Raw genomic sequence first — 26,032 nt, 5'->3', positions numbered from 1 at the left:
TTTTCCTACTTCATCCTAAAATCCTACTAATCCTAAAAATCTTAGTTCACCCACGCATAAACGGGTTAAAATTCCTTGTCCCAATCTCCATCCCTGCAGCCCGGCAAACAGTTTTTTCACCAAATTTAAAATTGATCTTATCCATGGCCTGGTAAAGCTTTATCCGTTCCTCGTTATCTTCAAACAAGTTTATCTGGTAGCTGCCTGTACAAAGGTTACTAAGCCTTACGCCTATCAGCCTGATCGGCCTGTGCTGGTTCCATGCTTTTTTAAGCAAATTTTTTATCCCGGGGATCAGGATATGCTCGGCTGCGGTTAAGGCTATCTTTTCCTGTTGGGTATGGGTTTCAAAATTGGCATAGCGCACCTTTATAGCCAGGCATGATGCCACTTTGTTTTCTTTCCGCAGTTTCCCGGCCAGCTCTTCCGTCATTGATACCAGGATAGTTTCTATAGCTTGCCTGTCGTTAATATTGGTATGAAAGGTATGCTCAGTCGAGATGGACTTACGGTCGCTGTGAGGCACAATCTCGCTGTCATCAATACCATTTGCCTTTTCCCATATGTATTTGCCCATCCTGCCAAAAACTGTCTCCAAAAACCGTACATCCATTTTTTGAAGCTGACCAATCCGCTCTATGCCATACAGGTGCAGCTTGTTAGCCGTGCTTTCGCCAAGCCCGGGGATTTTACCTATCGCCAATGGCGCCAAAAACTCTTTCTCCCTCCCATGCGGAATATAGAGCTGCCCATTGGGCTTTGCCTGGTTGGTAGCCATCTTGGACACCGTTTTACCTGATGACATCCCGAACGAAATAGGCAGTTCGGTATCCTTTATTATCTTTTGCCTTAGTTCGCTGGCATGTTTATAACAGTTATGAAAGCGGTCCATCCCCGTATAGTCAATATAGAACTCATCTACAGATGTTTTCATGTACAGCGGCACAGCATTGTGGATTATCTCAGTTACCTCCCTGCTGGCCTCGCCATACCTGCCATGCGAACCACGCAAAACAATAGCATGCGGACAAAGCTTAAGCGCCTGCCGCGTAGGCATAGCCGAATGCACCCCAAACTTACGCGCTTCATAGCTGCAGCTGGCCACCACACCCCTATCCGCCGAGCCGCCGATGATCACCGCCTTACCGATAAGCGAAGGATCAAACTTACGTTCAACAGATACGAAGAACGAATCAAGATCAATATGCATGATGGTGCGTTTGGTTTGCATGGAACAAATGTAAAAAATTAATTGATATTACTAAAAATATTAGCATTTTTACACCCGTAATTCAATCGCTATTTATGACTGCCTACGCTGATTATTTGATGATAATTTCCTTACCAGCCGACCTGGTTAAGGAGATCAGCAGGTATAAGCGGGCATCGGTAAATACAATCGGGCATTTTGAGGGGATGCACAGCAGGGCCTACATAACCATAACGCACCAGGTACGCTGCAAACCCTTTTTGGCACAGCCAGCTATACAAAGGATGGGGCAACGCTTAAGCACTATGCCCCCGGTTGAGCTGTATCTAAATGGCTTTGACCATTTTAGCCATAGCCAAACCACCAAAACCATCTACGCCAAAATTGAACACACGGGCCGTGCCGAAAACTGGTTTAAGCTGCTCACCATGCAAATGGGGATAAAGGTTAAGGGTTTTGTACCGCATATCACCATCGCAAAAAACATCCCGGTAACGGCATTCAACAAACTCTGGCCAAATTTTGAGAGGAGGGAATTTAAGCACTCGTTTATTGTAAATAACCTAACTATCTTACACAGAGACACTTTTGCAGAACACCACGAATGGAAAGTTTACCGCGAGCTGCACTTTGGTAATAAGTTGCTGGCGTTTTAGGATAATTTTCCTTCTTTCCGCAGCAGGCGAAGAGAGGGTGACGAGCGAAGCAATGTCGGTGAGTCCCCCCCGCCATGCATTTACGCCAATGCATTTGCGTTAATATTGCGCGCATATTTACTCACCCGGTCAACGCTTCGCTGGACCTCCCTCTCTTCGCTGCGCGTAAAGAGGGAAGGAAAAATAATGGTGTAAAAACAATATTTTAAACAGGAAAGTAAACTACAAATTTATCAGATCCACCTCAAAAAAAAATCAAAAATTATTTGCAAATACTAAAAATATTAGCAATATTTGTTTCATCAAATCAATGAAGCTATGACAGCCTACCATGATTATTTAATAGTGCTTTCACCATCTGAAAGTGTTACTAACAGTATAAAACAGCTAAAAAATAGCAGTGCACGCGTTATTGGTGAATATGAGGGTCATTATGCAAAGGCACACATAACCATTCAATACTGGCCCCGTAAAAGATCGGTATGGATTGACCCGATGATCCCCAAACTGGAACGCGACCTGCAAAACCTTTCGCCGATAATTCTGGATCTGAATGGATTTGATTTTTTTGATCATCAATACAATCCTACAATTTATGCAAAAATAAATTCTACCCCTTTAACCGAAGTCTGGTTTAAACAGCTAAGAAAATATTTTAGCCGGCAGGATTTTATCCCTCACATAACCATAGCCAAAAGCATCCCGAATAAGGCTTTTAATAAATTATGGCCTTATTTTCAAAAGCTGGAATGGAACGAGCAAATTAAAATTGACAGGCTTACTATATTACGAAGGGATACGATTGGTCACGATAAAAGCTATAAAAAGATCAAAGAGATCCCGTTTAACAGCAGGTATGATTTTTATACGTTCGCAAATTCAAAGCATAAAGCGCCGGCATCGGTAGAAAAACAGTCAGCCTCACCGCAGTTTAGTCTTTTTTAAACCGTGTAAATGGGGATGATCTTTAAATAATTAAACTTTTTTATTTGTGTAACCTGTTGTATTACAATATTTCAGCATAGAAAAACCTAAACCTTATCACAATAAATAGCCTTTTTTAACAATTTATTAACCAAAAACAAACCTTTTCCTATCTTTGCGGCGGGGTAAGTCTTTTACGGCCAGCTCCTCTTGAACTCCCCCAGGGTGGGAACGCAGCAAGGGTAGAGAGTTGAGCGGCGCGATAAAAGTAGCTTACCCTTTTTTGTGCCTTTATGTTTCGGTTTGCAGGCGTTTGCTTGTATACATCTATCGGCGAGCCCCCTACCTCCTCTTTCCCAAGGGAACTAATCGCATAACTCAATGACTTTTCTTCCTCTTCCCCTGTTTTTCTTTCGGACTTTACTGACTTTCGGACTTTACCGACTCAACTAATCTCTAATCTCCGGCCTCTAATCTCTAAAAAAGCTATCTTCGCAAAAATATCTTCTACACAATGCTCGATATACTCATCATAGGAGGCGGCCCCATCGGAATAGCATGCGGACTAAAGGCGCAAAAGGCAGGCTTAAGCTTTTTAATTGTTGAAAAGGGCTGCCTGGTTAATTCACTATACAATTATCCGTCAACCATGACGTTTTTCTCTACATCCGAGAAACTGGAGATTGGCGGGATTCCCTTTGTAACAATCAGTAACAAACCAACCCGTTCCGAAGCATTGGAATATTACCGCAGGGTTGCTACATCAAATAATCTGCCGGTTAATTTATTTGAAGAAGTTACCAATTTGGTAAAAAAGGACGATGTATTTACCATTACCACCAGCAAAGCAATCTACCAGGCTAAAAAGGTGATCCTTTCAACCGGATTTTATGACATTGCTGTAAAGCTTGATATCCCCGGCGAGGAGCTGCCAAAAGTAAAGCACTACTATAAAGACCCGCATTATTACGCCATGCAAAAGGTGGTTGTAGTAGGCTCAAGCAACTCCGCAATTGACGTAGCACTGGAAACCTACCGTAAGGGGGCTGATGTTACACTCGTTATTCGCGGTGAAGAAGTTAGCAGCCGGGTTAAATACTGGGTGCGGCCTGATATTATCAACCGTATAAAAGAAGGCAGTATACAGGCTTATTTCAATTCCCATTTAAAAGCTGTGCGTGAGTATGAGGTTGATATTGAAACCCCTGCGGGCCTGGTAACTATCCCTAACGATTATGTAATGGCAATGACAGGCTACCGGCCCAACTTTGAGTTTTTAAAAAAGCTGGGCATTACGCTAACCGATGATAAGTTTATCCCCCATTACAACCCCGAAACTATGGAAACCAACCTGTCCGGCCTTTACCTTGCCGGTGTAGTTTGCGGCGGAATGGATACCCATTTATGGTTCATTGAAAACTCAAGGGTGCATGCGGAGATGATTTTGGAGGATATTGTGGGGAGGAAGTGAGTGGTTGATTGAGTTGATTAAGTGACTGGTTAAACGGTTCTTTTAAAAAACTTATGTCATGCAAAAAACCTAATCAACTCAATCAACAACTCACTAATCAACTAATTCATTTTTTTCTTGCATAAATAAAAATTAATGCAATACTTTGCACAAAATTTAAAAAACAATAAAAACAACATCAAAATGAATCAACAAAGCTTAAATAAGCCAATGATCAGAGCAATATTTGCTCCGGTTGCAGCTGCTTTGGTTTCAACTGTTTTTTTATTTTCTCCTTCACGACGAAGGCCGTACATGCCCCGGGTTTGATTTATTTCTCTTCCTATACCCATTGAGGTTTATTAAACCTCATCAAAAAAAGATCATCTAATTATTAATGCTTTAAAAAGCCAATAATTTAACGGTAATTTTTCTATTTCAATGATTAAAGATTTTGATATACAGGTTGCAACCGCTCAGCATGCAGACTATGCACAGCTGATTTGCGATGAGATGGCCGAATCTGCAAAGGCTCGCGGAACGGGTATTGCACAGCGTTCGCCCGAATATGTAGCCAATAAAATGCTGGAAGGCAAGGCTGTGATAGCTTTTCATAAAGATGGTACATGGGCAGGCTTCTGCTACATAGAAACCTGGAGCCATGGTGATTTTGTGGCAAACTCCGGTTTAATTGTTAGTCCCCAATTTAGAAAAGAGGGACTTGCTAAAGCTATTAAAGAAAGCATCTTCAAATTGTCGCGTTCCAAATACCCTAATGCAAAGATCTTTGGCTTAACCACGGGTTTGGCGGTAATGAAGATCAACTCAGATTTGGGATACGAACCGGTAACCTACTCTGAGCTTACGCAGGATGAAGATTTTTGGGCAGGCTGCAAAAGCTGCGTCAACTTTGATATCCTTACCAGCAAAGGCCGTAAAAACTGCATGTGCACCGCCATGCTATTTGATCCGGCTGAAAAGCAAAAGGAATACGAAGATAAAATGAAAAAGATCACGCATAAAGCCACTTTGTTAGAGCGTATAGAAAACGCGATAAAAAAGCGCATAGGTGCTGATCACGATTAATTAAACAATCGTACGGGCGTATTGCATACGCCCTTTACCATTAAACAATGAATTATTACAAAGACGCAAAGTATTGCGTCTCTACATAAACATACATTCCATGAAGAAAAAAGTAGTACTTGCATACAGTGGCGGATTAGATACATCCTTTTGCTGCATATATTTAACACAGGATCTGGGTTATGAAGTTCACTCGGTAATTGTAAACACCGGTGGTTTTAGCGATGAAGAGCTTAAAGGTGTTGAAGAACGCGCTTATAAAATGGGCGTTACCTCGCATCATGTGGTTGATGAAACAAAAAACTTCTACAATACTTGCGTTCGCTTTTTGATTTATGGCAATGTTTTAAAAAATAACACCTATCCCCTTTCGGTAAGCGCCGAGCGGGTTAGCCAGGCAACTGCTATAGCAAACTACGCTAAAGAAATAGGGGCCGAGTTTGTTGCCCATGGCAGTACAGGTGCCGGTAACGACCAGGTGCGTTTTGATATGATCTTCAATATCCTGGTTCCCGAAGTACAGATCATCACCCCTATCCGCGATTTAAAATTAAGCCGCGAGGCAGAGATCCAGTATCTGAAAGATCATGGTGTGGAGATGAACTTTGAAAAAGCAAAATACTCCATCAATAAAGGCATCTGGGGAACTTCAGTTGGCGGTAAGGAAACATTAACATCAAACCTTGGTCTGCCTGAAGAGGCATGGCCTACTCAAGTCACCGAGTCTGAAGTTAAAAATCTTGAGTTAGTATTTGAAAAAGGAGAGCTAATTGGAATCGATAATGAAAAGTTTGACCATCCAACAAAAGCTATTCAGGCGCTACAAGCAATTGCACAGCCTTATGGCATTGGCAGGGATATCCATGTGGGCGATACCATTATAGGTATTAAAGGCCGTGTAGGCTTTGAAGCGGCTGCACCAATGGTAATTATAAAAGCGCATCATACCTTAGAGAAACACGTGCTTACCAAATGGCAGCTCTCATGGAAAGACCAACTATCGTCTTTCTATGGCAACTGGCTGCATGAAGGGCAGTTCCATGATCCTATCATGCGTAATATAGAAGCCTTTTTAAGTGATACACAGCAGTATGTAAGCGGTAAAGTATTTGTACAGCTGCATCCATATCGTTTCCAAATTATAGGAATTGAATCGGCACATGATCTGATGTCTAATAAATTTGGCACGTACGGCGAGATGAACAATTCATGGAGCGGCGAGGATGTTAAAGGGTTCTCCAAAATATTTGGCAACCAGGTAATGATCTATCATAAGGTTAATTCAGAAACCCATGGAAACTAAAATAAGAGCAGGAATTGTTGGCGGGGCAGGTTATACCGGAGGAGAAATGCTTCGGATCCTGATCAACCATCCCAATGTGGAGATCTCTTTTGTGCACAGCACCAGCAATGCGGGCAACCATGTTTATGATGTGCATACCGACCTGTTTGGCGATACCGACCTTAAGTTTGCTGCTGAGCTGGCTTATAATATTGACGTGCTGTTTCTTTGTGTTGGGCATGGCGATGCTAAAAAGTTTTTGGAAGCAAACCCAATCCCTGATAATATTAAGATCATTGACCTAAGCCAGGATTTTAGATTGACTCAAAGCTCAAAGCTTAAAACAAAAAGCTTTACTTACGGGTTACCTGAGTTAAATCGTGAAGCTATTAAACAAGCAAGTAATATTGCCAACCCAGGTTGTTTTGCTACGTGTTTGCAATTAGGTCTGCTCCCATTGGCATCAAAGGGCTTATTAAACAGCGAGGTGCATGTTACGGCAACAACAGGTTCAACAGGTGCCGGGCAAAGTCCGTCAGCCACTACACATTTTACCTGGCGTAATGATAACCTTTCGGTTTACAAAGCATTCGAACATCAACATTTAAACGAGATCGGGCAGTCGCTAAGACAATTACAATCAGGCTTTAACCAGGCAATAAATTTCATCCCGTACCGTGGTGATTTTACCCGTGGGATAATCGCATCCATGTATCTTGATACTGATTTGTCAGATGCGGAAGCATTAAAACTGTATCATCAATATTATGATGCGCATCCGTTCACACATGTAACCAGGCATGATATCGACTTAAAGCAAATTGTAAATACCAATAAATGCTTTATCCAGGTCAAGAAACATGGCAACAAGCTTTTGATTATTAGCATTTTAGATAATTTGCTAAAAGGCGCTTCGGGACAAGCTGTGCAGAATATGAACCTGATGTTTGGGTTGGACGAAAAGGCGGGTTTACGGTTAAAAGCAACCGGATTTTAGAAGAAGGTGAAAGGATAAAGGTAAAAGGCGAAAGGTGAGAATCCAACACTAGCCAGTTATTCATTCATCTTGATAAGTAAATAATTAGATATAAATTGAGTAGGATGCGGAAACCTTTCGCCTTTTACCTTTCACCTCAAAAAAATGAAGTTATTCGACGTTTATCCTATCAATCCAATAAATATTGTAAAAGGTGTTGGCAGTCTTGTATATGACGACAAGGGTACTGAGTATTTAGATCTTTATGGAGGCCATGCGGTTATTTCTATCGGTCATACCAATCCGCATTATGTTAAACGATTGGAAGATCAGCTGCACCAGATAGGATTTTATTCAAATTCTATTGAAATCCCTTTGCAAAAACAACTGGCTGAGAAATTAGGCCATGTTTCTGGTAAAGAAGATTATCAACTATTTTTATGTAACTCAGGTGCTGAAGCAAATGAGAATGCCTTAAAGCTGGCATCTTTTTATAATGGTAAAAAGAAAGTAATTGCTTTTACCGGCGCTTTTCACGGGCGTACTTCTTTGGCTGTTGCCGTTACTGATAATCCTAAAATTGTTGCTCCGGTAAACGAAACTGATAATGCTATCTTTTTACCATGGAAAGATGAAGCAGCTTTAGAGCAGGCATTTGCCGAAAATGAAATTTCATCTGTTATTATCGAAGGCATCCAGGGCGTTGGCGGTATCCAGGTAGCGCCTGAAAGCTTTTTGCAAAAGATAAGGTCACTATGTGATGCCAACAATGCCGTTTTTATTGCAGATTCTGTACAGTGCGGTTACGGACGAACCGGTAAATTCTTCTCGCATGATTATGCCGGTATCAATGCCGATATTTATACCATGGCTAAAGGTATGGGCAATGGCTTTCCTGTTGGCGGTATTATCATATCGCCTAAAATTCAGCCCTCTTATGGTATGCTGGGTACTACATTTGGTGGTAACCACCTTGCCTGTGCTGCAGGTTTAGCGGTGCTTGAAGTAATGGAGCGGGATAACCTAATGCAAAACGCTGCAGAAGTTGGTGGCTACCTGATTGAGGAAATTAAAAAGTTTAAACAGGTTACCGAAGTACGTGGCCGTGGGTTAATGATTGGCATTGAATTGCCTGCTGAATTTGCTCATGCACGTAAGGAGCTTTTATTTAAGCATCACATATTCACGGGTGAGGCAAAGCCAAACGTAGTAAGACTCTTACCTGCACTTAATTTAACAAAAGCACATGCAGATAGGTTTTTAGACGCATTTACAACCGTATTAAATCAATAACCATTACCATTTTATCACGCCATGAAACTATTTTCTTCTGTAAACGATGTTCCTGATATAAATGAGCTTGTTAAAGAGGCTTTACATTTGAAACAATTCCCTTATGCCTATAAGGATTTGGGAGAAAACAAGACAATGGCGCTCGTTTTTTTGAATCCGAGCCTGCGTACCCGTATGAGTACGCAAAAAGCAGCCCTTAACCTGGGTATGAATGTGATGGTGCTGAACATGGATAAAGAAGGCTGGGCATTGGAGTTGCGCGATAACGTGATAATGAACGGCAATACGGTTGAACACATTCGTGAAGCTGCTGCAGTTATGGGCCAGTATGCGGATATTATTGGTGTGCGCTCTTTCCCCGGATTAAAAGATCGGAAGGAAGATTATAGCGAAATGATCTTTAACAAATTCGTGCAGTTTTGCGGTGTGCCTGTAGTGAGCCTTGAATCGGCAACCCGTCACCCGCTGCAAAGTCTGGCTGATTTAGTAACTATTGAAGAATTAAAAACCCGCAGCAAACCCAAAGTAGTTTTAACCTGGGCTCCGCATATAAAACCATTACCCCAGGCAGTACCAAATTCATTTTCCGAATGGATGTGCAGGGCCGATGTCGATTTTACCATAACCCATCCAAAGGGTTACGAGCTTAGCACCGATTTTACAAAAGGCGCCAAAATTACCAATAACCAGGATGAAGCTTTGGCTGATGCCGATTTTATCTATGTAAAAAACTGGTCGGCGTATGAGCCTTATGGAAAGATTTTCCCGGGCAATGAGGATTGGATGTTGACTAACGAAAAGTTAAAGATCACCAACAGTGCAAAAATTATGCATTGCCTGCCGGTAAGGCGTAATTTGGAGCTTTCTGATGAGATCTTAGATGGTGAGAGTTCCATAGTAGTTCATGAAGCAGCAAACCGTGTTTGGGCAGCACAGGCGGTATTAAAGCGGATGCTGGAATCTTTAAGTTGATTGAGTTAGATTAGGTTGGATTAAGTTGAATAGGTTTAACAATTATAACCCTTACAACGTTTACAACCGTTACAACTAAAATATGTACATACCATCCTTCAACCATTTTCCAAATCAGCCGGAAGCTATCAGCTTTATGCAACGTTATAGCTTTGCAACTATCGTGACGGTTAAAGATGGCATTCCATCAGCTACACATTTACCTTTCATAGTAAGAGAGGTTGATGGAAAAGTTGTAATCTCATCCCATTTTGCAAAAGCAAACCCGCAATCCGCTGATATTATAAACAACCGGGCGCTGGTAATATTTACCGAGCCTCATGCCTATATCTCGCCTAAAAACTACGAAAAGGAAGCAAACGTACCTACTTGGAACTATTTAGCTGTACATGCCTATGGCAATTGTTTATTATTGGATGGTGAAGAAAACAAATCCGCTTTATTAAAGGAAACCATTAAATATTACGATGCCGATTACTTAAAGCAATACGAAAGCCTTCCTGATGATTACAAGCAAAAAATGATGAAGGGCATTGTCGCCTTTCAAATTGTAGTGGATGATCTGCAAGCCAAAAAGAAACTGAGTCAAAACCGCACCGAAAAGGAACAGGAAAACATTATTGAAGATTTAGGAAAATCAGCCAATAACAATGAAAAAGAAATTGCTGATTATATGAAATCGTTAAAAAAATAGAATTATTTCGTTAACATCTCAGACTCCATCGGAGTCAAATATTGGTAGAAACACAATCATAAATTTATGGCGCTCCGTAGGCGCGTAACCCCGCGTTTTGTTACGCACCTACGGAGCGAAAATCTTTTCGCTTATGTTTCTACCAATATTTCGCTCCGATGGAGCGGTCAAAATGGAGATAAGCTGGTGAGTAATGATATCATCTAACTTACTTCCTTCTCCCTCAACGATGAATTGATCAACTTATTCAATGTTAATCCCTGCACCACAATAGAAAATATCACTATAAAATAACTCCCGCACAATATAACATGCCTATACGGACTAGCGGGCAATGACAATGCCAGCGCAATAGAAATCCCTCCTCTTACCCCTGCCCATGTTAAAATATTAATGTTTTTATAATTAACATTCAATGTACGGCGCAGAAATGTTAACGGCAATAATATACTTAACCAGCGGGCTATCAAAATAAGCACAATGGCTATCCCACCCGTTAACCAATAGTTGGTAATATAAGGCAGGTTCACCATCTGTAAGCCTATCATCACAAACAAAATGGTATTCAGCATTTCATCTATCAGTTGCCAGAATTTTTCCAATGCCTCGTGCGATCGTTCTTTCTCGTCAATATTGATCGTCCTGTTCCCCATAAACAAGCCTGCCGATACTACGGCCAATGGAATAGACAGTCCCAAATAAGACGCGATAACAGAAACACTCATTACTACGGATAAAGAAACCAGCACAATGGTTTGAAAATCTGTTATTGATTTCATTAACCTGAAAGCTACAAAGCCTATTATTATACCTAAAGCAACTCCTCCAAAAACTTCTCTTACAAATAACAGTGCAGTTTGTGCAAAGCTCACATTATCAATACCGGAGTTTATGACCTCCAGAATAGTAATAAAAAGCACCAGGCCCACCCCGTCATTAAATAGTGATTCGCCTGAAATGATGGTTGCCAGATTTGTTGGCAGCTTTGAATTTTTGATGATGGCACCCACAGCAACCGGGTCTGTGGGCGAGATCAATGCGCCAAATAAAAGACAATAAACAAACGACATGTGGATCTTAAACAGCATAGTGCCGTAATAAAATAAGGCGCCAAAAACAACAGTTGAAAGGATTACACTGAGTGTGCTCAAAACAAATACTGGCCTTAGTTCTTTCTTTAGTCTTTTTGTATTTGAATTAAACGATCCCGCAAAAAGCAGGAAACCCAGCATTATGTTTAATACCGTACCTGAAAAGTTGATGTGTTTTGCTAAAACAGTGAGGTAACGCGCTATTTCCGGATCGAGCTTATCAATAATAATGGTGATAACCGAAACAATAATAGCTATGGTAATAATGCCGATGGTGCCCGGTAGCTTAATATAGCGGGCATTAATATATGAATAAAAAGCGCTGACTATAATCAGCAGCGCAATGATTAAAAACAGACCCATTAGTAACTAGTTACCTTACTAAGGTAATTAATGGAACAATGTTTTTAAAACTGTAGATTTTCTATTTTGACGCTTCGTTGATCTTTCTTGTTTCAGTATTAAAACTCCTTACGATCAACCTGTTATCACTATTTTTATTAAAATAATTTATAAACCAGCTAAAAAATATAATACCCTTATTTGAAAAGCCTGCCAATGACATGATGTGTACAAATCCCCATAACAGCCATGCAAAAAAGCCCTGGAAGCGGAGTCTACCCAAATCGGCAACGGCTTGGTTACGGCCTATGGTGGCTAATGTGCCTTTGTCTTTGTATACAAACGGCGTTGTTGGCTGATTATTGATTAAATTAACCAAATTTTTAGCCAGCCACTCCCCTTGTTGTATAGCAGTCGGCGCTACGCCCGGGTGGCCGTTTGGGGTTTCGGGGGTAATAATTGCAGAAACATCGCCTATGGCAAAAATATTCTCATAACCTTTTACCCTGTTTATCTCATCCGTCTGGATCCGGTTGCCACGGGTAATAATGTCTGCAGGAATCCCATCCGGAACCTCCCCCTTTACCCCCGCTGCCCATAGTACATTACGGGTTTTTATTGTCTTGCCGTTATCAATGGTTAAATAAAACCCATCATAACTTTGCACGTGTGCACTGTTAAATATGGTTACATCTCCATCAGTCAAAAACTTTTTTGCCTTTTCCGATGCCTGGGGCGACATGGCAGCCAGCAACCTGTCTTTACCTTCAACCAGGTAAACCCGCATATCGTATTTACTTAAGCCGTGGTAATCCTTCCCTAAAATTAAATGCCGCATCTCAGCCAATGCGCCGGAAAGTTCCACACCTGTTGGTCCGCCGCCAACAACCACAAAGGTCATCAGGGCAAATTTCTCCCGCATGTCTGTAGTAACCAATGCAGTTTCAAGGTTTTGAAGGATCAGGCTCCGTAAGTTCAATGCCTCCGGAATGTTCTTCATTGACATGGCAAAATGCTCAATTTCCGTATTCCCGAAAAAATTGGTATTTGAACCTGTAGCAATTACCAGGTAATCGTAATGTACAGTGCCTATATCAGTAGTTACAGTATTACTTTCAGGGTTTATCTTTTTTACCTCGGCAAGATTAAAGCTAAAATTATTTTGTTTGGTAAAGATCCTGCGGATTGGGAAGCCAATGGAATCGGCCTCAATTGAGCCTATAGCAACCTGGTAAAGCAAAGGCTGAAAGGTGTGATAATTATTTTTATCAAGCAGCAGTATTTCAACCGGTGCTTTTTTTAATTTTTGTGCTAAGGCCAAACCACCAAATCCTCCTCCTATGATCACTACTCTTGGTTTGGAACCATTATTTTTATTTTCGGATGTAACAGTAAACATATATGCTTATAAATTTCAATAATACACAATCTTTCATTAATCTGATGTAAACTTATCAGCCTGCGCCATTTATATACAATTGACTGACTTAGCAGTTTTAAAAATTACCCGGATATTAAATTACTATACCAGCATAATTTAACCGGAGGGTTATTTATTAACGCGTGTCGAAACTACATTTAATAAAAAAACGAGCTTTTTTTCACCATTTATATAAACAAACAGGCTTTTTTTTGCTATTTTTAACCGCAATGATAGTATAATAGAAGATTTTTAACTTCTATTGGATAATAAAGGCTAATATATGGGCAGAATTGGCAAAGTTTCAGGTAATGACAATAAAGTTGAGGTGATTAATAGTCTTTATATTGTAAAAATTGGTGGAAACGTTATTGATAACTCCGAAAACCTGCATAATTTTCTAAAAGATTTCACAGCGCTTGATGGCTTTAAAATTTTAGTGCATGGTGGCGGTAAGGTGGCTACCCAGCTTTCTGAAACTTTAGGCATTGAGCCTAAGCTTGTTGACGGACGCAGGATCACTGATATTGAAACGTTGCGTGTAGTAACTATGGTGTACGGCGGCCTTATCAATAAAAACATAGTAGCGCAGTTACAACGTTTTGGAACCAATGCAATTGGCCTTACCGGCGCTGACGGAGATTTTATCCGTGCAAAAAAACGTCCTGTTAAAACTATTGACTATGGTTTTGTAGGCGATATTGATGAAAATTCAATTAAGTCCACAAATTTAAAAAGCCTGATGGATGCCGGCTTTACCCCCGTTTTTTGCGCGCTAACCCACGATGGGGAAGGTCAGCTGTTAAACACCAATGCCGATACTATTGCATCTGCATTAGCTGTTACGCTTTCAGAGCTATATCAAACTACCCTTATCTATTGTTTTGAAAAAAAGGGCGTATTGAAAGATATTGATGATGAGGATTCACTGATCCAGGAAATCGACCCTCAACAATATGAAGTATTAAAAACACAGCAAATAATTCATAGTGGGATGCTCCCCAAACTGGATAATGCGTTTACTGCAATAGCCTGCGGAGTTAAAGCTGTAATTATTGGCCATTCAAATGATCTGGGGAAATTGAAACATAATAAACCTTTTGGAACACTTTTAAGCAAAAGCAAATGAACTCACAACAACATATAGCCATATTGGGCAGTGGCAACATAGGCCTCTCTTTAGCAAAAGGACTTGTTAAAGCCGGGATTTGCAAACCACAGCAAATTTCGCTAACCCGCAGAAATGTTGGCGCACTTACACAGTTTGCAGAATTGGGTTATCATGTAACTGATAATAATCTTAAAGCTGTACGAAAGGCTGACTTTATAGTGTTAGCCGTTTTACCGCACCAGTTAAACAAATTACTGGATGAAATAAAGCCATCTATAAAAGCCGAAAAACAGTTGCTTATCTCTGTAGTATCAGGCGTTAGCTGCGGCGATATCCGTACGCAGCTTGATCTTAGTGTGCAGGTAGTGCGTGCTATGCCTAATACTGCCATTGCTATAGGCCATTCCATGACCTGTATTGCCACAGATAATGGTACACCTAAGAACATAAATTTTGTACGCTCTCTTTTTGATACTGTTGGGGTAACCATACAGATCAATGAAGAATTAATGACCTCGGCCACCGCATTATGCGCCTGCGGGATAGCCTTCTTTTTAAGATCGATCCGTGCGGCTTCACAGGGTGGTACTGAAATTGGCTTTCATGCGCATGATGCCCTGAAAATGGCTGCACAAACAGCCAAGGGCGCAGCCGACCTGTTGTTACAGCTTGCATCGCACCCTGAACAAGAGATTGATAAGGTAACTTCACCGAGCGGATGTACCATTGCAGGCTTGAACGAAATGGAGCATAACGGTTTCAGCTCTGCCATGATAAAGGGAATAAAGCTATCTGCGGCAAAGGCCGGCGATCTTTATCACAAGCCGGAATAAGTCATTCTATTTTAATAAAAAGCTTATCAAAACAATAATAATTAGCTTAACTAACCATTTCAATATAAACCACAACACCCTGTAAATCAGTTTATAATATATTATTTATTGTAACAGGCATAATTTTAGTACCTGCGCCTCAAAGCGTATATTTTTTAAAATGTTAACAGTAGAAAAAATTGGCGGTACCTCCATGACCGCACTAAACGATGTAATAAAAAACATCATCCTTTTTAACCGCAGCGGCCAGCAATTGTATAACCGCATTTTTGTAGTATCGGCATTTTCAGGGGTAACCAACCTGTTGCTCGAAAATAAAAAAACAGGCGAACCTGGCGTTTATCATAACCTGGCTAATTTCAGGGATTTTCATAAACCGTTAAAAGACCTTGTAGTAAAGCTTAAACAGATCAACAAAAGCTATGAAAGCCTTGGTTTAAATATTGCCGAAGCAGATAAATTTATTGAAAACCGGATAAAGGAAGCGCAAACCTACCTGGAGAATCTTGCAAATATCCTTACGTCCGGATATGTAAGTAACGAAGGGATTTTACAGGCTGCAAGAGAAATCTTAGCATCCATTGGTGAAAGTCATTCCGCATTTAACTTTGCCAATATTTTACAGAATATGGGCATTAATGCCACCCTGGTTGATTTGAGCGGCTTTCACGACCATCACTCTTACACCATTGACCAGCGTATTAAAAGAGAGCTGCAGCATATTGATTTTGAGAGCACTATCTGTATAGTAACAGGTTATGCAAAAGGTACAGAAGGAATTATGCGTGAATTTGACCGCGGCTACTCTGAAGTTACTTTCAGCAAGATAGCGGTAGCTGTTAAGCCACAGGAAGCCATCATCCACAAAGAATATCATTTATGTACGGCCGACCCTGTTTTAGTAGGCATCGAAAACTGCTCGCCGGTAGGCAATACTAATTATGATGTTGCCGATCAGCTGGCTGATGTGGGCATGGAGGCCATTCATCCAAAGGCATCAAAACCATTGGAGATCAACAATATAAACCTTCGCATTAAAAACACTTTTGATCCTGAGCACCCAGGTACTTTAATAACAAAAGATTACATCTGTGAGCATAAAAGGGTTGAAGTAATTACCGGTACCGAAAAGGTGATGATCATTGATATTTATGACCCATCTATGGTAGGCACGCCAGGCAGCGATTTGGAGATCATGCAGCTGTTTTATAACCACAACATCAGCTATAACTTTAAAGCTACTAATGCCAATAGCATCTCAATAGTGATCTGGGAAAAAGATTTTGACAAAAAGCTTATTCATGAGCTGGAGGCAAACTTTGAAAAGGTAACCGTTGAAAAAGCGGCCATGGTATGCTTGATAGGTTCAAATATGGACAGGCCCGGTTTATTGGCAAAATCAGCAAACGCACTTGCAGAAAATAACATAAACATTAAAAGCGCTGGTTTTGCTTTACGCAAAGTAAACATCCAGTTTTTAATAGCGAGAGAGGATTTTGATACGGCAATTATTGCACTGAATAAGGCAATGGGATAAATAGCGTCAATTGTCATTGCGAGGTACGAAGCAATCGCGAACTTTACAGAGCAGTATAATAGTGTGCTACCTGCAAAGCGTAAATGCATGGTTCGCGATTGCCACGCTTCGCTCGCAATGACATAGTGGTTAGGAATAAGGTATATTATTCCAAATAATAGTGCCGTACCCTGTTCAATCCTTCATCCAATTCATAAATTAAAGGCACTCCTGTTGGCAAATCCAATTGAGTAACTTCCTCATCAGTAAGATGATCGATATACTGTATCAGCGCACGCAGGCTATTACCATGGGCACAAACAATTACTTTTTGATCTTTCCGTATGGCTGGCACTATAAATTCATTCCAAAAAGGCAGTACCCTGTCCATTGTTTCACTCAGGTTCTCAGTTAAAGGCAGTTCCCGTTCAGTAAGGTCTTTATAGCGCAGATCTTTCCCCGGGTATCGCTCATCATCCGTAGTTATTGCAGGAGGCAGCTCATGCGGGTCACGCCGCCATTTTTGCACCAGGTCGGGTCCGTATTTTGCAATGGTTTCATCTTTATTTAAACCTTGAAGCGCTCCATAAAAACGTTCATTTAACCGCCACGATTTTTGAACCGGGATCCATAAATGATCCAACTCTTCCAGTACGATATCAAGTGTTTTTATTGCCCGTTTTAAAAGCGAAGTAAAACCAACATCAAAATTATAGCCTTGCTTTTTCAATAGTTCCCCTGCCCTTTTAGCCTGGTTAATGCCTTCTTCTGACAGATCTACATCTGTCCATCCGGTAAAACGATTTTCTTTATTCCACACGCTTTCACCGTGACGAAGCAGTACTAATTTTTGCATAGTTAAATGGTTAACCATAAAGTTACAGATCAGTTTTCAGAAAAAATTGCTAAATGTGTTCAGAACCATTAAATTGCATGATAAACCAAATAAAAAAACCTTTAAACTATGATCCCAACAACTCCAGTTACGGTAAAGGACGGCATTGCCAACCCTGCTCCGCTAGGTCTTTGTGCCTTCGGAATGACCACAGTTCTATTAAATCTTCATAATGCAGGCTTCTACGAACTGAATTCGATGATACTTGCTATGGGTATTTTTTATGGAGGCCTGGCACAGGTAATTGCCGGTATTATTGAAGCAAAAAAGAATAACACCTTCGGGCTAACAGCCTTTACCTCTTATGGCTTTTTCTGGCTGTCACTGGTTGGGTTAATCGTTATCCCTAAGTTTGGCTGGGCGGCAAAACCATCGGAAAGTGCTATGTGTGCCTATTTGTTAATGTGGGGACTATTTACCTTATGCCTGTTTTTCGGCACATTAAAATTAAATCGCGCCCTGCAGGTTGTTTTTGGAACTTTAGTTATTTTATTCATTTTATTGGCGGCAGAACATGGTACCGGGAATGAAAGTATAGGAAAACTGGCTGGCTATGAAGGGATATTTTGCGGCTTATCAGCAATTTATGCAGGCATCGCCAATGTTTTAAATGAGGTTTATGGCAAAACAGTGTGGCCGCTCGGATAAACACGATTTAGGGATTTTAAGGATTTACAAGATTTAAATTACCAAGCTTTAATATCTTTACAAAGTGGAACTAAGATTTAATATTTGAAATTCATTATCCTGAAAATCTTTTAAATCAATTAATCGTGTTAAATGAAGGACTTTAAAAAATATTACAGCCTGCCGGCAACACCTGAAGAGGTTTATACTGCATTAACAAACCCACTCACTATTGAATTGTGGACTGGTGAAGCTGTTGAGATGTCGACTGAGCCAGGTTCGGAGTTTTCTTTATGGGAAGGAAGCATTGTTGGGAAAAACCTTGAATTTGAAGAAAATAAAAAGATAGTTCAGCAATGGTATTTTGACGGGCAGCCTGAAGATTCAATTGTAACTATCAAGCTGCATCCTGATAAGAATGAAACCTCTATTGAGTTAAGGCATACCAATATTCCCGATGAGGAATATAATGACATGGTTGAAGGATGGAATAGCAGTTATTTTGGAGCGTTAGCCGATTTTTTTGAAGTAGAATAAAGTATAAATTTAACCTAAACAAAAAGCCGCCCCAAATGAGGCGGCTTTTGTTTTAAGTATCTTATACTATTAATATAAGCTAAATTCAACTCTACGGTTTTGCTGACGGCCTTTTGCAGTTTTATTACTTGCAATAGGACTGGCTTTTCCGTAACCTTCAGCTGTTATTTTTGATGGTTCAACACCCTGAGTGGCAAGGTATGTTTTAACAGCTTCAGCACGCGCTCTTGATAATTTCAGGTTAGCTTCAACTGAACCTACATTATCAGTATATCCTGATAATTTTAAGCTGAATTTTTTAGCTACCATTAATTGAGCTAATTTATTCAAGCTCTCATCAGAATGCTGACGGATAGTTGCTTTACCAAAATCAAATTCCAGGTTTTTTACCGCTTCCCTGGCAACTTGTCTATCTGCTTCAGTAACATAAACCTTTACATCTTTAGCAACCGGAAGCGGGCAACCTGCGCCATCAACCTTTGTTCCTGCCGGTGTGTTAGGGCATTTATCGTAAAAATCAGGCACACCATCACCATCACTATCGGCTGTGAATTTGGCAAGGTTAGCGTTTGTAGTTGCTAAGTCGGCCTTTAGCTGATCATTTTGAGCTTTTTGGGCATCAATCTGGGCTTGCAATTGATTTTTAGTATTTTGATTTTCCATCATGTACTCTGTTCTCATTGATGAAACAGGGTTATGAACAGCCATTTGAGGTTTTGATTTTTTACCCAGCGCAAATTCTAAACCAGCGTGTGCGTATGAAAACCTGTCGTTATTTGATCCGTAGTTGAATCCGTCAACGTTATCAGAGTAAACAAAACTCACCTGGTAACCCAGGTCAAGGTTTATACCTTTTGCAATGTTAAACTTAACACCTACTCCTACCGGTATGTAAAATTCATTTATAGCGCCTCCGTTATCAGTTCTAAAATTGGTTGAAGTTCCACCCGAAGTTAATACGGGGGTATAATGCATTGTACCGCCACCTACGCTAACATAAGGCTGTATTGCACTTTTATTATCGTGCCAGCTAATGTTGCCCACGGTAACGTTTGCGCTTAAACTTGCAGCGTAATGAAGCTTGGTGCTATAGCTATCATAAGTGTTACCAAATGAATTTACCTGGCTGTTATCAGCACCAAGCTTTCCTCCGAGAAAGTCGGCCTGAATGCCAACTGCAGGGGTTATTTGTTTTTTAATGTAAACACCATATCCTAAATTTGCTTTAGGCGAAGTAAAATCCTGTTTCCTGTTCGACCCTATAATAGTGTATGGTGTTAAAACACCGCCGCTTACACCTATTGACCAGGTACGAAAAGCATCATCGCCCGAAAAGGGTTTAACATAATCTGAGGCTCGGGTTGTATCAGGAGTTTGAGCGAATAATTTACCACCAACCAATATTCCGGTGAACAGCAGGCTGGCTTTTTTTAAATTTGATTTCATAATTTTGTAATTAAGTATCTGTTCTTTTTAGAACATACCCCTATTGGCAACATTAATGCCATACAAAATACGACCCTGAAAAACGCAGCAAGGGATTACTGATTAATTATTAATTACTAAAATTAAATACGGGTGTAAACAGTTGATAAACAACGACAATGAAAACCCAATACTGTAATTTGAATTGTGCTCTGCCATCCCTAAAACACTTTAAGTGTACAAAAATAGTTTACCCCGTCTTATGAGCTTAAAAGTGTACACTTTGTAACATTATTCCTTAGGAATTTAAAGTGCAGCTAATTGAGGTGGTTTAAAGTATAATAAATTTTATTATGTTAAACGATGTCGCTTTTATTAAGCCATAACCGCTATCATATTAAACATAACTTTTGATAGTTTTTCGTCGCCGCGCAAATCTGATTCTTCAATTGCTACTTGCGGTCTTATACCTTTCGTAAATAACTTCCAGGCTGTATCAGGTTTAATCGTAATTGCAGCATCAGGGCTTTTACCTAACGCATCTTTAATTAAGACCCAGCTATTGGTATTTCTTTGCAGATACCAGATTCCGCCTGCTGCAGTGCTTATGGTGATTTCAATCACCATGCCTTCCTCTGCCATAATATTGCGGTAAGTATGGGGCAAACCACGCATAAATGTGTCCATGCAAGGATAAAATAATTCTCTGTGCATTATGCCAGGCTTACCAACTGCATCCCGGATCTGTTGCTGGTGATGCCATTTTTCGGTATATTCCCTTGCAATGTGAAACCAATTTTCAGATTGCTCTTCCCCTGCCCACGAAACAGCATATTTGGCAGAAGCAAAAGGATCAAGCTGTGCTAAATAATCAACATATGGTTCGTTGGTGGTTTGCATTAACCCAATCAGTTGTTGTGGGCTAATCCTGTCCATTGCTTTTACCCAAACGGCGTTAAGGTCGTTCAGATAAGTAACAAGGTCATTATATGATTGGATGTTTTCTGGCGGTTTGCCGCTGTAATTATTTGCTGTCGCTATAGTACGCATGTTGGTATCCAGCAAATGAGCAGCAATATCTTTCACTGTCCACAAAGGCGCTATAGTAGGTTTATTCCAATCGGCCGGTTCAAGCGAGGTAAGCAGTTCTATCAATAAATCATTTAAAACCGGAAACAGGTGCAGCGTTTGTATAGGTACAGTTCTATGCATAACTTCTTATAGCATAATATATTTATTTACGCTCAGGCAGAATGTACAAATACCTTCCATTTAATTTGGGCGCCCGCTTTGTCAAGCGTAGCTGCTACCGAGCAATACTTGCTTAGAGATAGCTCCACTGCCTTAATAGCCTTATCTTCATCAATATTTCCATATAAATGAAATTCCATAGAAATATCTTTCCATAAAGATGGTTCTTTTCCGGCCTCACGGTCGCCGTTAACAACCATTTTGTAATTCTTAATTTCCTGGCGCTGTTTCTTTAAAATGGCAATAACATCAATAGCCGAGCAGCCTGCAAGCCCCATAAGCAGCATTTGCATAGGGCGAACGCCAAAATCCCAGCCACCGCTTTCAGGGCTGCTGTCCATTCTTACAACATGACCGTTTTCATCTTTGGCCTCAAAGCCAAAATCGCCTTTTACGCGTGTGAGTTCTATTTTAGGCATATACTTTTTTGTAACAATAAAGCTAAGGTAATACTTTACAGGGATGAAAGTTTAACTTGGATGTAATATTAACAACCTTGTTATGAAACATATTTTTTTCGCCTTAATAATGCTGTCAGCTTTAAAGGGATTTAGCCAAAATGGCCTGATATCATATGAAGACATCAAATTCCTGTTAAACAACAACATAAACCAGGCCGATACTTTTTTAGTAGCAAAAGGATACGTTATTACTAAAAAGGACAACAATACAAAAAACAAGAAATACGCCTTAACGCTCCAGGGTGGAACCCATAATAATATTTCTCTCCGTGCAGATGGGAAGCGACTATTTATTGAAATTGAAACCAATGAACTGAATCAATACAACCTGATCCGCGAATCTATTTCGCAATATCTTTTAAAAGACAGCATGGCTGCTGACGTTCAATCATACTCGGTAAAGGAACTGGGTAATATTTATATCACCGTAAATGATACCATGCCCTATGACCCTATGAGAAAAGATTATGATATACAGGTTGTGGGTGATAAACATATTACGGCATATAATTAAATTATTTATTACGCACCTTTGTAATAATCAAAATCAAATCACAATGGAGCCAGAAGTTTTTTACACCCCTAACGCACCGCGTCCAAACGCCTTTGTACCCCAGGCAGTAATTGCAGGTAATTTTGTTTTTGTATCAGGTACTGCAGGTACTGATATAACCACTGGCAAACTTGTAGAGGGCGGTTATGAAGCGCAGGTTGTGCAATCTTTTAAAAATGTAAAAACAATTTTAGAAGATGCGGGCAGCTCAATGGATAAAGTAGTGAAAGTAACAGTGTTTATGGTATCGGGCTCGGATCCTGATTTTTCAGTCATCAATAAAATTTATAGTACGTTCTTCCAAAACATGACGCCTGCCCGCAGCGCTCCGCAGGTTATGCCTTTTCCGGGCGGTATTCTTTTTTCAATGGAGTGTATCGCTGTAATTTAATTAAATTAGTTGATTGAGTTAGACTAGGTTGATTAAGTTGTTCCTGGAAGTATTTCTAACTTAATCAACCTAGTCTAACTCAATCAACCTAATCAACTCCCCCCTATCCTTAACCGGTATAACCAATTTTAACCCCGACCATATTTCATCAACTGCGCATACTTTAATATCAACAAGGCCGGTTTGGATGGCATAGTTCCGGATTATATCCTCTGTGATGTCGGTAACAATTTTCGATGCTTTTTTTGGCCACGAGACCCATATAATGCCGTTGGATTTGATCTGATCCTTTAGCTTGGGCAATAAGCTTATATACTCATCTTTTTGTTTTGTAAAAAAATGGATAAGGTCTTTTTTGGCGATCATGTCATCATTAACCTGTACATCCGGAGGCAAATCAGTAAACAAATTAAAATAATAATCAGGCGCATTAATAAGTATAATGTTATCCCCCTGCTTAATGCCAAGCTTCTTAGCTAAAGGAGTGCCCGAGTATCCTGCCGACTGTATCATTACCTTGTCCCCCACTCCCATATCCCAAATTGTGCTTTTTTATCAACCGGATGACCTGATTGTTTTAAAGCAAGCATAATTTGTCCCCGATGATGAGATTCATGCGAAACAAGGTATCCTAAAAAACCCGTAGCATGCGGTTTAAAGTTTTTTATTTTGCCATCAGCGTAAGTCTTTTCAAAAAGTTGTTCTATTGCAACTGCGCTGGCTTTTAGTCCGGTTATCAGTACGTCCTTGCTTATATTCTCTTTCTCAATTTTAACAGTTCCATCAAAAAGTAAAGGGTCTGCAACTTTTAGCCACATCAAACGCACATTATGCATATGTGCAAATTGTTCACCAACAGTGCGACCTTTTGAGGCAGATATATCATTCAAATTTGCTTCTTCAATATTATCAAGCAAATACAAATTAATGCGATTGTGAATTTGCCAGGTTTCTGTTAACGGGTTCATAGCTTTTTTAATTATATAAAGTCTATTAAATAATTTCACATAAATCAATCTAGTGCTATTGATAGTCAAATTCTTAGCTTTTTGCTTTACCCTTTCTGCTTTTAGCTTTTAATTACCTGTTTTAAATGATGCCTCATATGCACTACATAGTCTGCTGCAAGCCACTCAACCGAATGCAAACTTGCTGTTGTTTTATTGTTATCGCATTGTGCCTGTAACCTTTCGGCCGGGTAGTTAGCCAACACGCGGACAATTTGCAGGTTCAGAAGCTTCCACAAGCCTAATAGTTCATTAACATTCGCCGCCTGGTAATGCTGGGCCTCAACCCATTCTACCTGCTCATATGTTAATTTAAAGTTTTCTTCATAAGTACAGCGCACAAAACGTTGCAGGTTAATTTGGGCGCTATCAATCAAATGGCCAATAATTTGTTTTTTCGACCATTTTTCGGAACTTGGTTTGTGTGCCCAGTCAATAGCATCAATATCAGCATTTAAAAGATCGTCAATAGTGTCGGTAAGCTTTTTTATAGTATCAACCATAGTAAATTAAGTATCCGTAGATTAAGAATTGAAGTAAGTTAAAATCAATTTAAAGATAAATAATTATCAAAAAACTTTATCTTCAAAGCTTAAATATCTTCTATGGCCCTTAACTATATCTGGATAGCATTTTTTTTGATCGCCTTTGTAATAGCACTCATCCGTCTGATATTTTTTGGCGATACAGAGATCTTCAGGATGATGGCTGAAGGCACGTTTGATTCGGCAAAGTCATCGGTTATGGATATTGCTCTTCCGCTTGTTGGTATTATGTCACTTTGGTTGGGGGTAATGAAGATAGGTGAAAAAGCGGGGGCTATAAATTTTCTTTCGAAGATTGTAGGCCCATTTTTTAGCAGGCTTTTTCCGGAAGTCCCCCAAAACCACCCTGCTGTAGGGCAAATGATGCTTAACTTTTCTGCAAATTTATTAGGGCTCGATAACGCTGCAACACCGCTTGGCTTAAAAGCCATGGCAGGCCTTCAGGAGTTAAATAAAGATAAAGAAACGGCATCTAACGCACAGATTATGTTTTTAGTGCTGCATGCATCAGGCTTAACTATTTTGCCAATAGCCATAATTGCACAACGAGCTATTTATCACTCTAAAGACCCGACAGACATTTTTATTCCTTGTATAGTGGCAACATTCGTTGCCACACTTGCCGGATTGATTGTTGTATCGATAAAACAGAAAATAAATTTGTTTGATAAAGTAGTTCTGGCCTGGCTCCTTGGTATAACAGGTTTTATAGCAGTGTTAATATGGTATTTTACTGAATACCTTAATAAAGCTCAGATAAGTGGATTTTCAGCAGTTTTCAGTAATGTAATTTATCTGGGCATTCCGGTAATTTTCATTTTGGGTGGCGTACGAAAAAAAATAAACGTGTTCGACGCTTTTGTTGAAGGCGCTAAAGAGGGCTTTGAGGTCTCCGTTAAAATAATTCCATATTTGGTTGGCTTGCTCGTTGCGGTAAGTTTGTTCCGTACTTGCGGGGCGTTAACGTATCTTGGTGAAGGATTTAGATGGTTGTTCGGTCATTTTAATATGGATACACGTTTTACAGACGTATTACCTATTGCATTTATACGCCCACTCAGCGGTTCGGGCGCCCGGGCTCTTATGCTCGACAATTTAAAGCATTTTGGCGCAGATAGCTTTATAGGGCATATGTCAAGCGTGTTATACGGCACAGCTGATACCACTTTTTATATTATTGCTTTATATTTTGGTGCGGTAGGGATAAAACACACACGTTATACCTTACCGGCCATGTTGATTGCCGATTTTTTCGGTATTGTAACTGCTATTTTAATATCCTATTTATTTTTTGGCTAATGGCCTCACAATTGATTTTAGAGTTTAAAAGCCATTAAAAAAGCAGGCCCAAAATACTTTCGGGCCCGCTTCAATCACTCTAAAACAATCACCTCTATAATTAGAAGTATTTTAAATAAATTGATTAGTTTTTGACTAAATAATTTATTTAGTCAAATATATTAATAATGTTTTTCTATTAAATA

At 40.0% G+C, this 26,032-nt stretch carries 28 protein-coding genes and 1 other RNA gene; 18 read left to right on the top strand and 11 right to left on the bottom strand.

Annotation, left to right across the window (positions count from 1 at the left end):
• Positions 1–46: 46 nt before the first annotated feature.
• Positions 47–1,231, bottom strand: a complete 1,185-nt coding sequence (dinB, locus tag BUE31_RS02585; RefSeq protein ID WP_073399964.1) for a DNA polymerase IV — start codon at positions 1,229–1,231, stop codon at positions 47–49.
• A 74-nt stretch (positions 1,232–1,305) separates the two neighbouring features.
• On the opposite strand from dinB, the gene BUE31_RS02580 reads away from it, so the two are divergent.
• From BUE31_RS02580 to BUE31_RS02565, 4 genes are all read left to right on the top strand, one after another.
• Complete coding sequence (locus tag BUE31_RS02580; RefSeq protein ID WP_073399962.1) at positions 1,306–1,866, top strand: 2'-5' RNA ligase family protein; 561 nt, start codon at positions 1,306–1,308, stop codon at positions 1,864–1,866.
• Between the two features lie 318 nt (positions 1,867–2,184).
• Positions 2,185–2,811 carry a 2'-5' RNA ligase family protein gene (locus tag BUE31_RS02575; RefSeq protein ID WP_073399960.1) on the top strand — a complete coding sequence of 209 codons (627 nt, stop codon included), beginning with the start codon at positions 2,185–2,187 and terminating at the stop codon, positions 2,809–2,811.
• Positions 2,812–2,973: 162 nt separating this feature from the next.
• An RNA gene (gene ffs / locus BUE31_RS02570) (signal recognition particle sRNA small type) lies at positions 2,974–3,072 on the top strand.
• Positions 3,073–3,304: 232 nt separating this feature from the next.
• Complete coding sequence (locus tag BUE31_RS02565; protein ID WP_073399958.1) at positions 3,305–4,261, top strand: YpdA family putative bacillithiol disulfide reductase; 957 nt, start codon at positions 3,305–3,307, stop codon at positions 4,259–4,261.
• A gap of 188 nt (positions 4,262–4,449) precedes the next feature.
• Here the strand turns inward: BUE31_RS02565 and BUE31_RS30925 are convergent, their stop codons facing one another.
• Positions 4,450–4,593: a hypothetical protein gene (locus BUE31_RS30925; RefSeq protein ID WP_159440627.1), complete on the bottom strand. Its 144-nt coding sequence runs from the start codon at positions 4,591–4,593 to the stop codon at positions 4,450–4,452.
• Between the two features lie 88 nt (positions 4,594–4,681).
• Between BUE31_RS30925 and BUE31_RS02560 the strand changes: the two genes are divergently transcribed.
• The 6 genes from BUE31_RS02560 (at position 4,682) to BUE31_RS02535 (ending at position 10,543) form a co-directional block, all read left to right on the top strand.
• Complete coding sequence (locus BUE31_RS02560) at positions 4,682–5,326, top strand: N-acetyltransferase (RefSeq protein WP_073399956.1); 645 nt, start codon at positions 4,682–4,684, stop codon at positions 5,324–5,326.
• Between the two features lie 100 nt (positions 5,327–5,426).
• Positions 5,427–6,629: an argininosuccinate synthase gene (argG, locus tag BUE31_RS02555; protein ID WP_073399954.1), complete on the top strand. Its 1,203-nt coding sequence runs from the start codon at positions 5,427–5,429 to the stop codon at positions 6,627–6,629.
• Positions 6,619–7,605: an N-acetyl-gamma-glutamyl-phosphate reductase gene (gene argC / locus BUE31_RS02550; protein ID WP_073399952.1), complete on the top strand. Its 987-nt coding sequence runs from the start codon at positions 6,619–6,621 to the stop codon at positions 7,603–7,605. Before argG ends, argC begins: the two co-directional genes overlap by 11 nt.
• A 144-nt stretch (positions 7,606–7,749) precedes the next feature.
• A complete protein-coding gene (locus tag BUE31_RS02545) occupies positions 7,750–8,877 on the top strand; it encodes an aspartate aminotransferase family protein (RefSeq protein ID WP_073399950.1) in 1,128 nt (375 codons plus the stop codon).
• Between the two features lie 21 nt (positions 8,878–8,898).
• A complete protein-coding gene (locus BUE31_RS02540; protein ID WP_073399949.1) occupies positions 8,899–9,849 on the top strand; it encodes a Rossmann-fold NAD(P)-binding domain-containing protein in 951 nt (316 codons plus the stop codon).
• An 82-nt stretch (positions 9,850–9,931) separates the two neighbouring features.
• Positions 9,932–10,543 (top strand): FMN-binding negative transcriptional regulator, encoded by a 612-nt coding sequence (locus tag BUE31_RS02535; RefSeq protein WP_073399947.1) that lies wholly within the window; start codon positions 9,932–9,934, stop codon positions 10,541–10,543.
• A 203-nt stretch (positions 10,544–10,746) separates the two neighbouring features.
• Here the strand turns inward: BUE31_RS02535 and BUE31_RS02530 are convergent, their stop codons facing one another.
• Both BUE31_RS02530 and BUE31_RS02525 read right to left on the bottom strand, forming a co-directional pair.
• The gene (locus tag BUE31_RS02530; protein ID WP_073399945.1) at positions 10,747–11,997 is read right to left on the bottom strand and encodes a cation:proton antiporter; all 1,251 of its coding nucleotides are present in this window, start codon (positions 11,995–11,997) and stop codon (positions 10,747–10,749) included.
• 61 nt (positions 11,998–12,058) lie between these two features.
• Positions 12,059–13,375, bottom strand: coding sequence for an NAD(P)/FAD-dependent oxidoreductase (locus BUE31_RS02525; protein WP_073399943.1), 1,317 nt, complete (start codon positions 13,373–13,375; stop codon positions 12,059–12,061).
• A 304-nt stretch (positions 13,376–13,679) separates the two neighbouring features.
• On the opposite strand from BUE31_RS02525, the gene argB reads away from it, so the two are divergent.
• From argB to BUE31_RS02510, 3 genes are all read left to right on the top strand, one after another.
• Positions 13,680–14,525 carry an acetylglutamate kinase gene (gene argB, locus BUE31_RS02520; RefSeq protein WP_073399941.1) on the top strand — a complete coding sequence of 282 codons (846 nt, stop codon included), beginning with the start codon at positions 13,680–13,682 and terminating at the stop codon, positions 14,523–14,525.
• Positions 14,522–15,340: a pyrroline-5-carboxylate reductase gene (gene proC, locus BUE31_RS02515; protein WP_073399939.1), complete on the top strand. Its 819-nt coding sequence runs from the start codon at positions 14,522–14,524 to the stop codon at positions 15,338–15,340. Before argB ends, proC begins: the two co-directional genes overlap by 4 nt.
• Before the next feature lie 160 nt (positions 15,341–15,500).
• Entirely contained in the window at positions 15,501–16,877 is a 1,377-nt protein-coding gene (locus BUE31_RS02510; RefSeq protein WP_073399937.1) for an aspartate kinase, read from the top strand.
• A 145-nt stretch (positions 16,878–17,022) separates the two neighbouring features.
• On the opposite strand, the gene gpmA is transcribed toward BUE31_RS02510, so the two are convergent.
• A complete protein-coding gene (gpmA, locus tag BUE31_RS02505; protein WP_073401598.1) occupies positions 17,023–17,712 on the bottom strand; it encodes a 2,3-diphosphoglycerate-dependent phosphoglycerate mutase in 690 nt (229 codons plus the stop codon).
• A 108-nt stretch (positions 17,713–17,820) separates the two neighbouring features.
• Here gpmA and BUE31_RS02500 point away from each other — a divergent pair, with 108 nt between their 5' ends.
• Together BUE31_RS02500 and BUE31_RS02495 are read left to right on the top strand one after the other, a co-directional pair.
• Positions 17,821–18,399, top strand: a complete 579-nt coding sequence (locus BUE31_RS02500; protein WP_073399935.1) for an acetate uptake transporter — start codon at positions 17,821–17,823, stop codon at positions 18,397–18,399.
• Between the two features lie 132 nt (positions 18,400–18,531).
• The gene (locus tag BUE31_RS02495) at positions 18,532–18,915 is read left to right on the top strand and encodes an SRPBCC domain-containing protein (protein WP_073399933.1); all 384 of its coding nucleotides are present in this window, start codon (positions 18,532–18,534) and stop codon (positions 18,913–18,915) included.
• A 69-nt stretch (positions 18,916–18,984) separates the two neighbouring features.
• Here BUE31_RS02495 and BUE31_RS02490 read toward each other — a convergent pair whose 3' ends face one another.
• From BUE31_RS02490 to BUE31_RS02480, 3 genes are all read right to left on the bottom strand, one after another.
• Positions 18,985–20,361: a DUF6089 family protein gene (locus BUE31_RS02490; RefSeq protein WP_073399931.1), complete on the bottom strand. Its 1,377-nt coding sequence runs from the start codon at positions 20,359–20,361 to the stop codon at positions 18,985–18,987.
• Between the two features lie 354 nt (positions 20,362–20,715).
• Positions 20,716–21,552 carry a maleylpyruvate isomerase N-terminal domain-containing protein gene (locus BUE31_RS02485; protein WP_073399929.1) on the bottom strand — a complete coding sequence of 279 codons (837 nt, stop codon included), beginning with the start codon at positions 21,550–21,552 and terminating at the stop codon, positions 20,716–20,718.
• Between the two features lie 32 nt (positions 21,553–21,584).
• A complete protein-coding gene (locus tag BUE31_RS02480) occupies positions 21,585–22,010 on the bottom strand; it encodes an OsmC family protein (protein WP_073399927.1) in 426 nt (141 codons plus the stop codon).
• An 82-nt stretch (positions 22,011–22,092) separates the two neighbouring features.
• On the opposite strand from BUE31_RS02480, the gene BUE31_RS02475 reads away from it, so the two are divergent.
• Together BUE31_RS02475 and BUE31_RS02470 are read left to right on the top strand one after the other, a co-directional pair.
• Positions 22,093–22,566 carry a hypothetical protein gene (locus tag BUE31_RS02475; RefSeq protein ID WP_073399925.1) on the top strand — a complete coding sequence of 158 codons (474 nt, stop codon included), beginning with the start codon at positions 22,093–22,095 and terminating at the stop codon, positions 22,564–22,566.
• Between the two features lie 43 nt (positions 22,567–22,609).
• The gene (locus BUE31_RS02470) at positions 22,610–22,996 is read left to right on the top strand and encodes a RidA family protein (protein WP_073399923.1); all 387 of its coding nucleotides are present in this window, start codon (positions 22,610–22,612) and stop codon (positions 22,994–22,996) included.
• 69 nt (positions 22,997–23,065) lie between these two features.
• Here the strand turns inward: BUE31_RS02470 and BUE31_RS02465 are convergent, their stop codons facing one another.
• From BUE31_RS02465 to BUE31_RS02455, 3 genes are read right to left on the bottom strand one after another with little or no spacing between them, the layout of a single operon-like run.
• Positions 23,066–23,530 carry a DUF3052 domain-containing protein gene (locus BUE31_RS02465; protein WP_234997738.1) on the bottom strand — a complete coding sequence of 155 codons (465 nt, stop codon included), beginning with the start codon at positions 23,528–23,530 and terminating at the stop codon, positions 23,066–23,068.
• Positions 23,509–24,033 carry a DinB family protein gene (locus tag BUE31_RS02460; RefSeq protein WP_143167012.1) on the bottom strand — a complete coding sequence of 175 codons (525 nt, stop codon included), beginning with the start codon at positions 24,031–24,033 and terminating at the stop codon, positions 23,509–23,511. Before BUE31_RS02460 ends, BUE31_RS02465 begins: the two co-directional genes overlap by 22 nt.
• Positions 24,034–24,065: 32 nt before the next feature.
• Positions 24,066–24,506 carry a DinB family protein gene (locus BUE31_RS02455; RefSeq protein ID WP_073399917.1) on the bottom strand — a complete coding sequence of 147 codons (441 nt, stop codon included), beginning with the start codon at positions 24,504–24,506 and terminating at the stop codon, positions 24,066–24,068.
• 102 nt (positions 24,507–24,608) lie between these two features.
• Between BUE31_RS02455 and BUE31_RS02450 the strand changes: the two genes are divergently transcribed.
• Positions 24,609–25,847 carry a nucleoside recognition domain-containing protein gene (locus BUE31_RS02450; RefSeq protein WP_073399915.1) on the top strand — a complete coding sequence of 413 codons (1,239 nt, stop codon included), beginning with the start codon at positions 24,609–24,611 and terminating at the stop codon, positions 25,845–25,847.
• The last annotated feature ends 185 nt before the right edge of the window (positions 25,848–26,032 follow it).

Source organism: Mucilaginibacter sp. OK098, assembly GCF_900142915.1.
Lineage (GTDB): Bacteria > Bacteroidota > Bacteroidia > Sphingobacteriales > Sphingobacteriaceae > Mucilaginibacter.
Note: the sequence above shows the minus strand (reverse complement) of the source record. Positions and strands in the feature narration are given on the sequence as shown.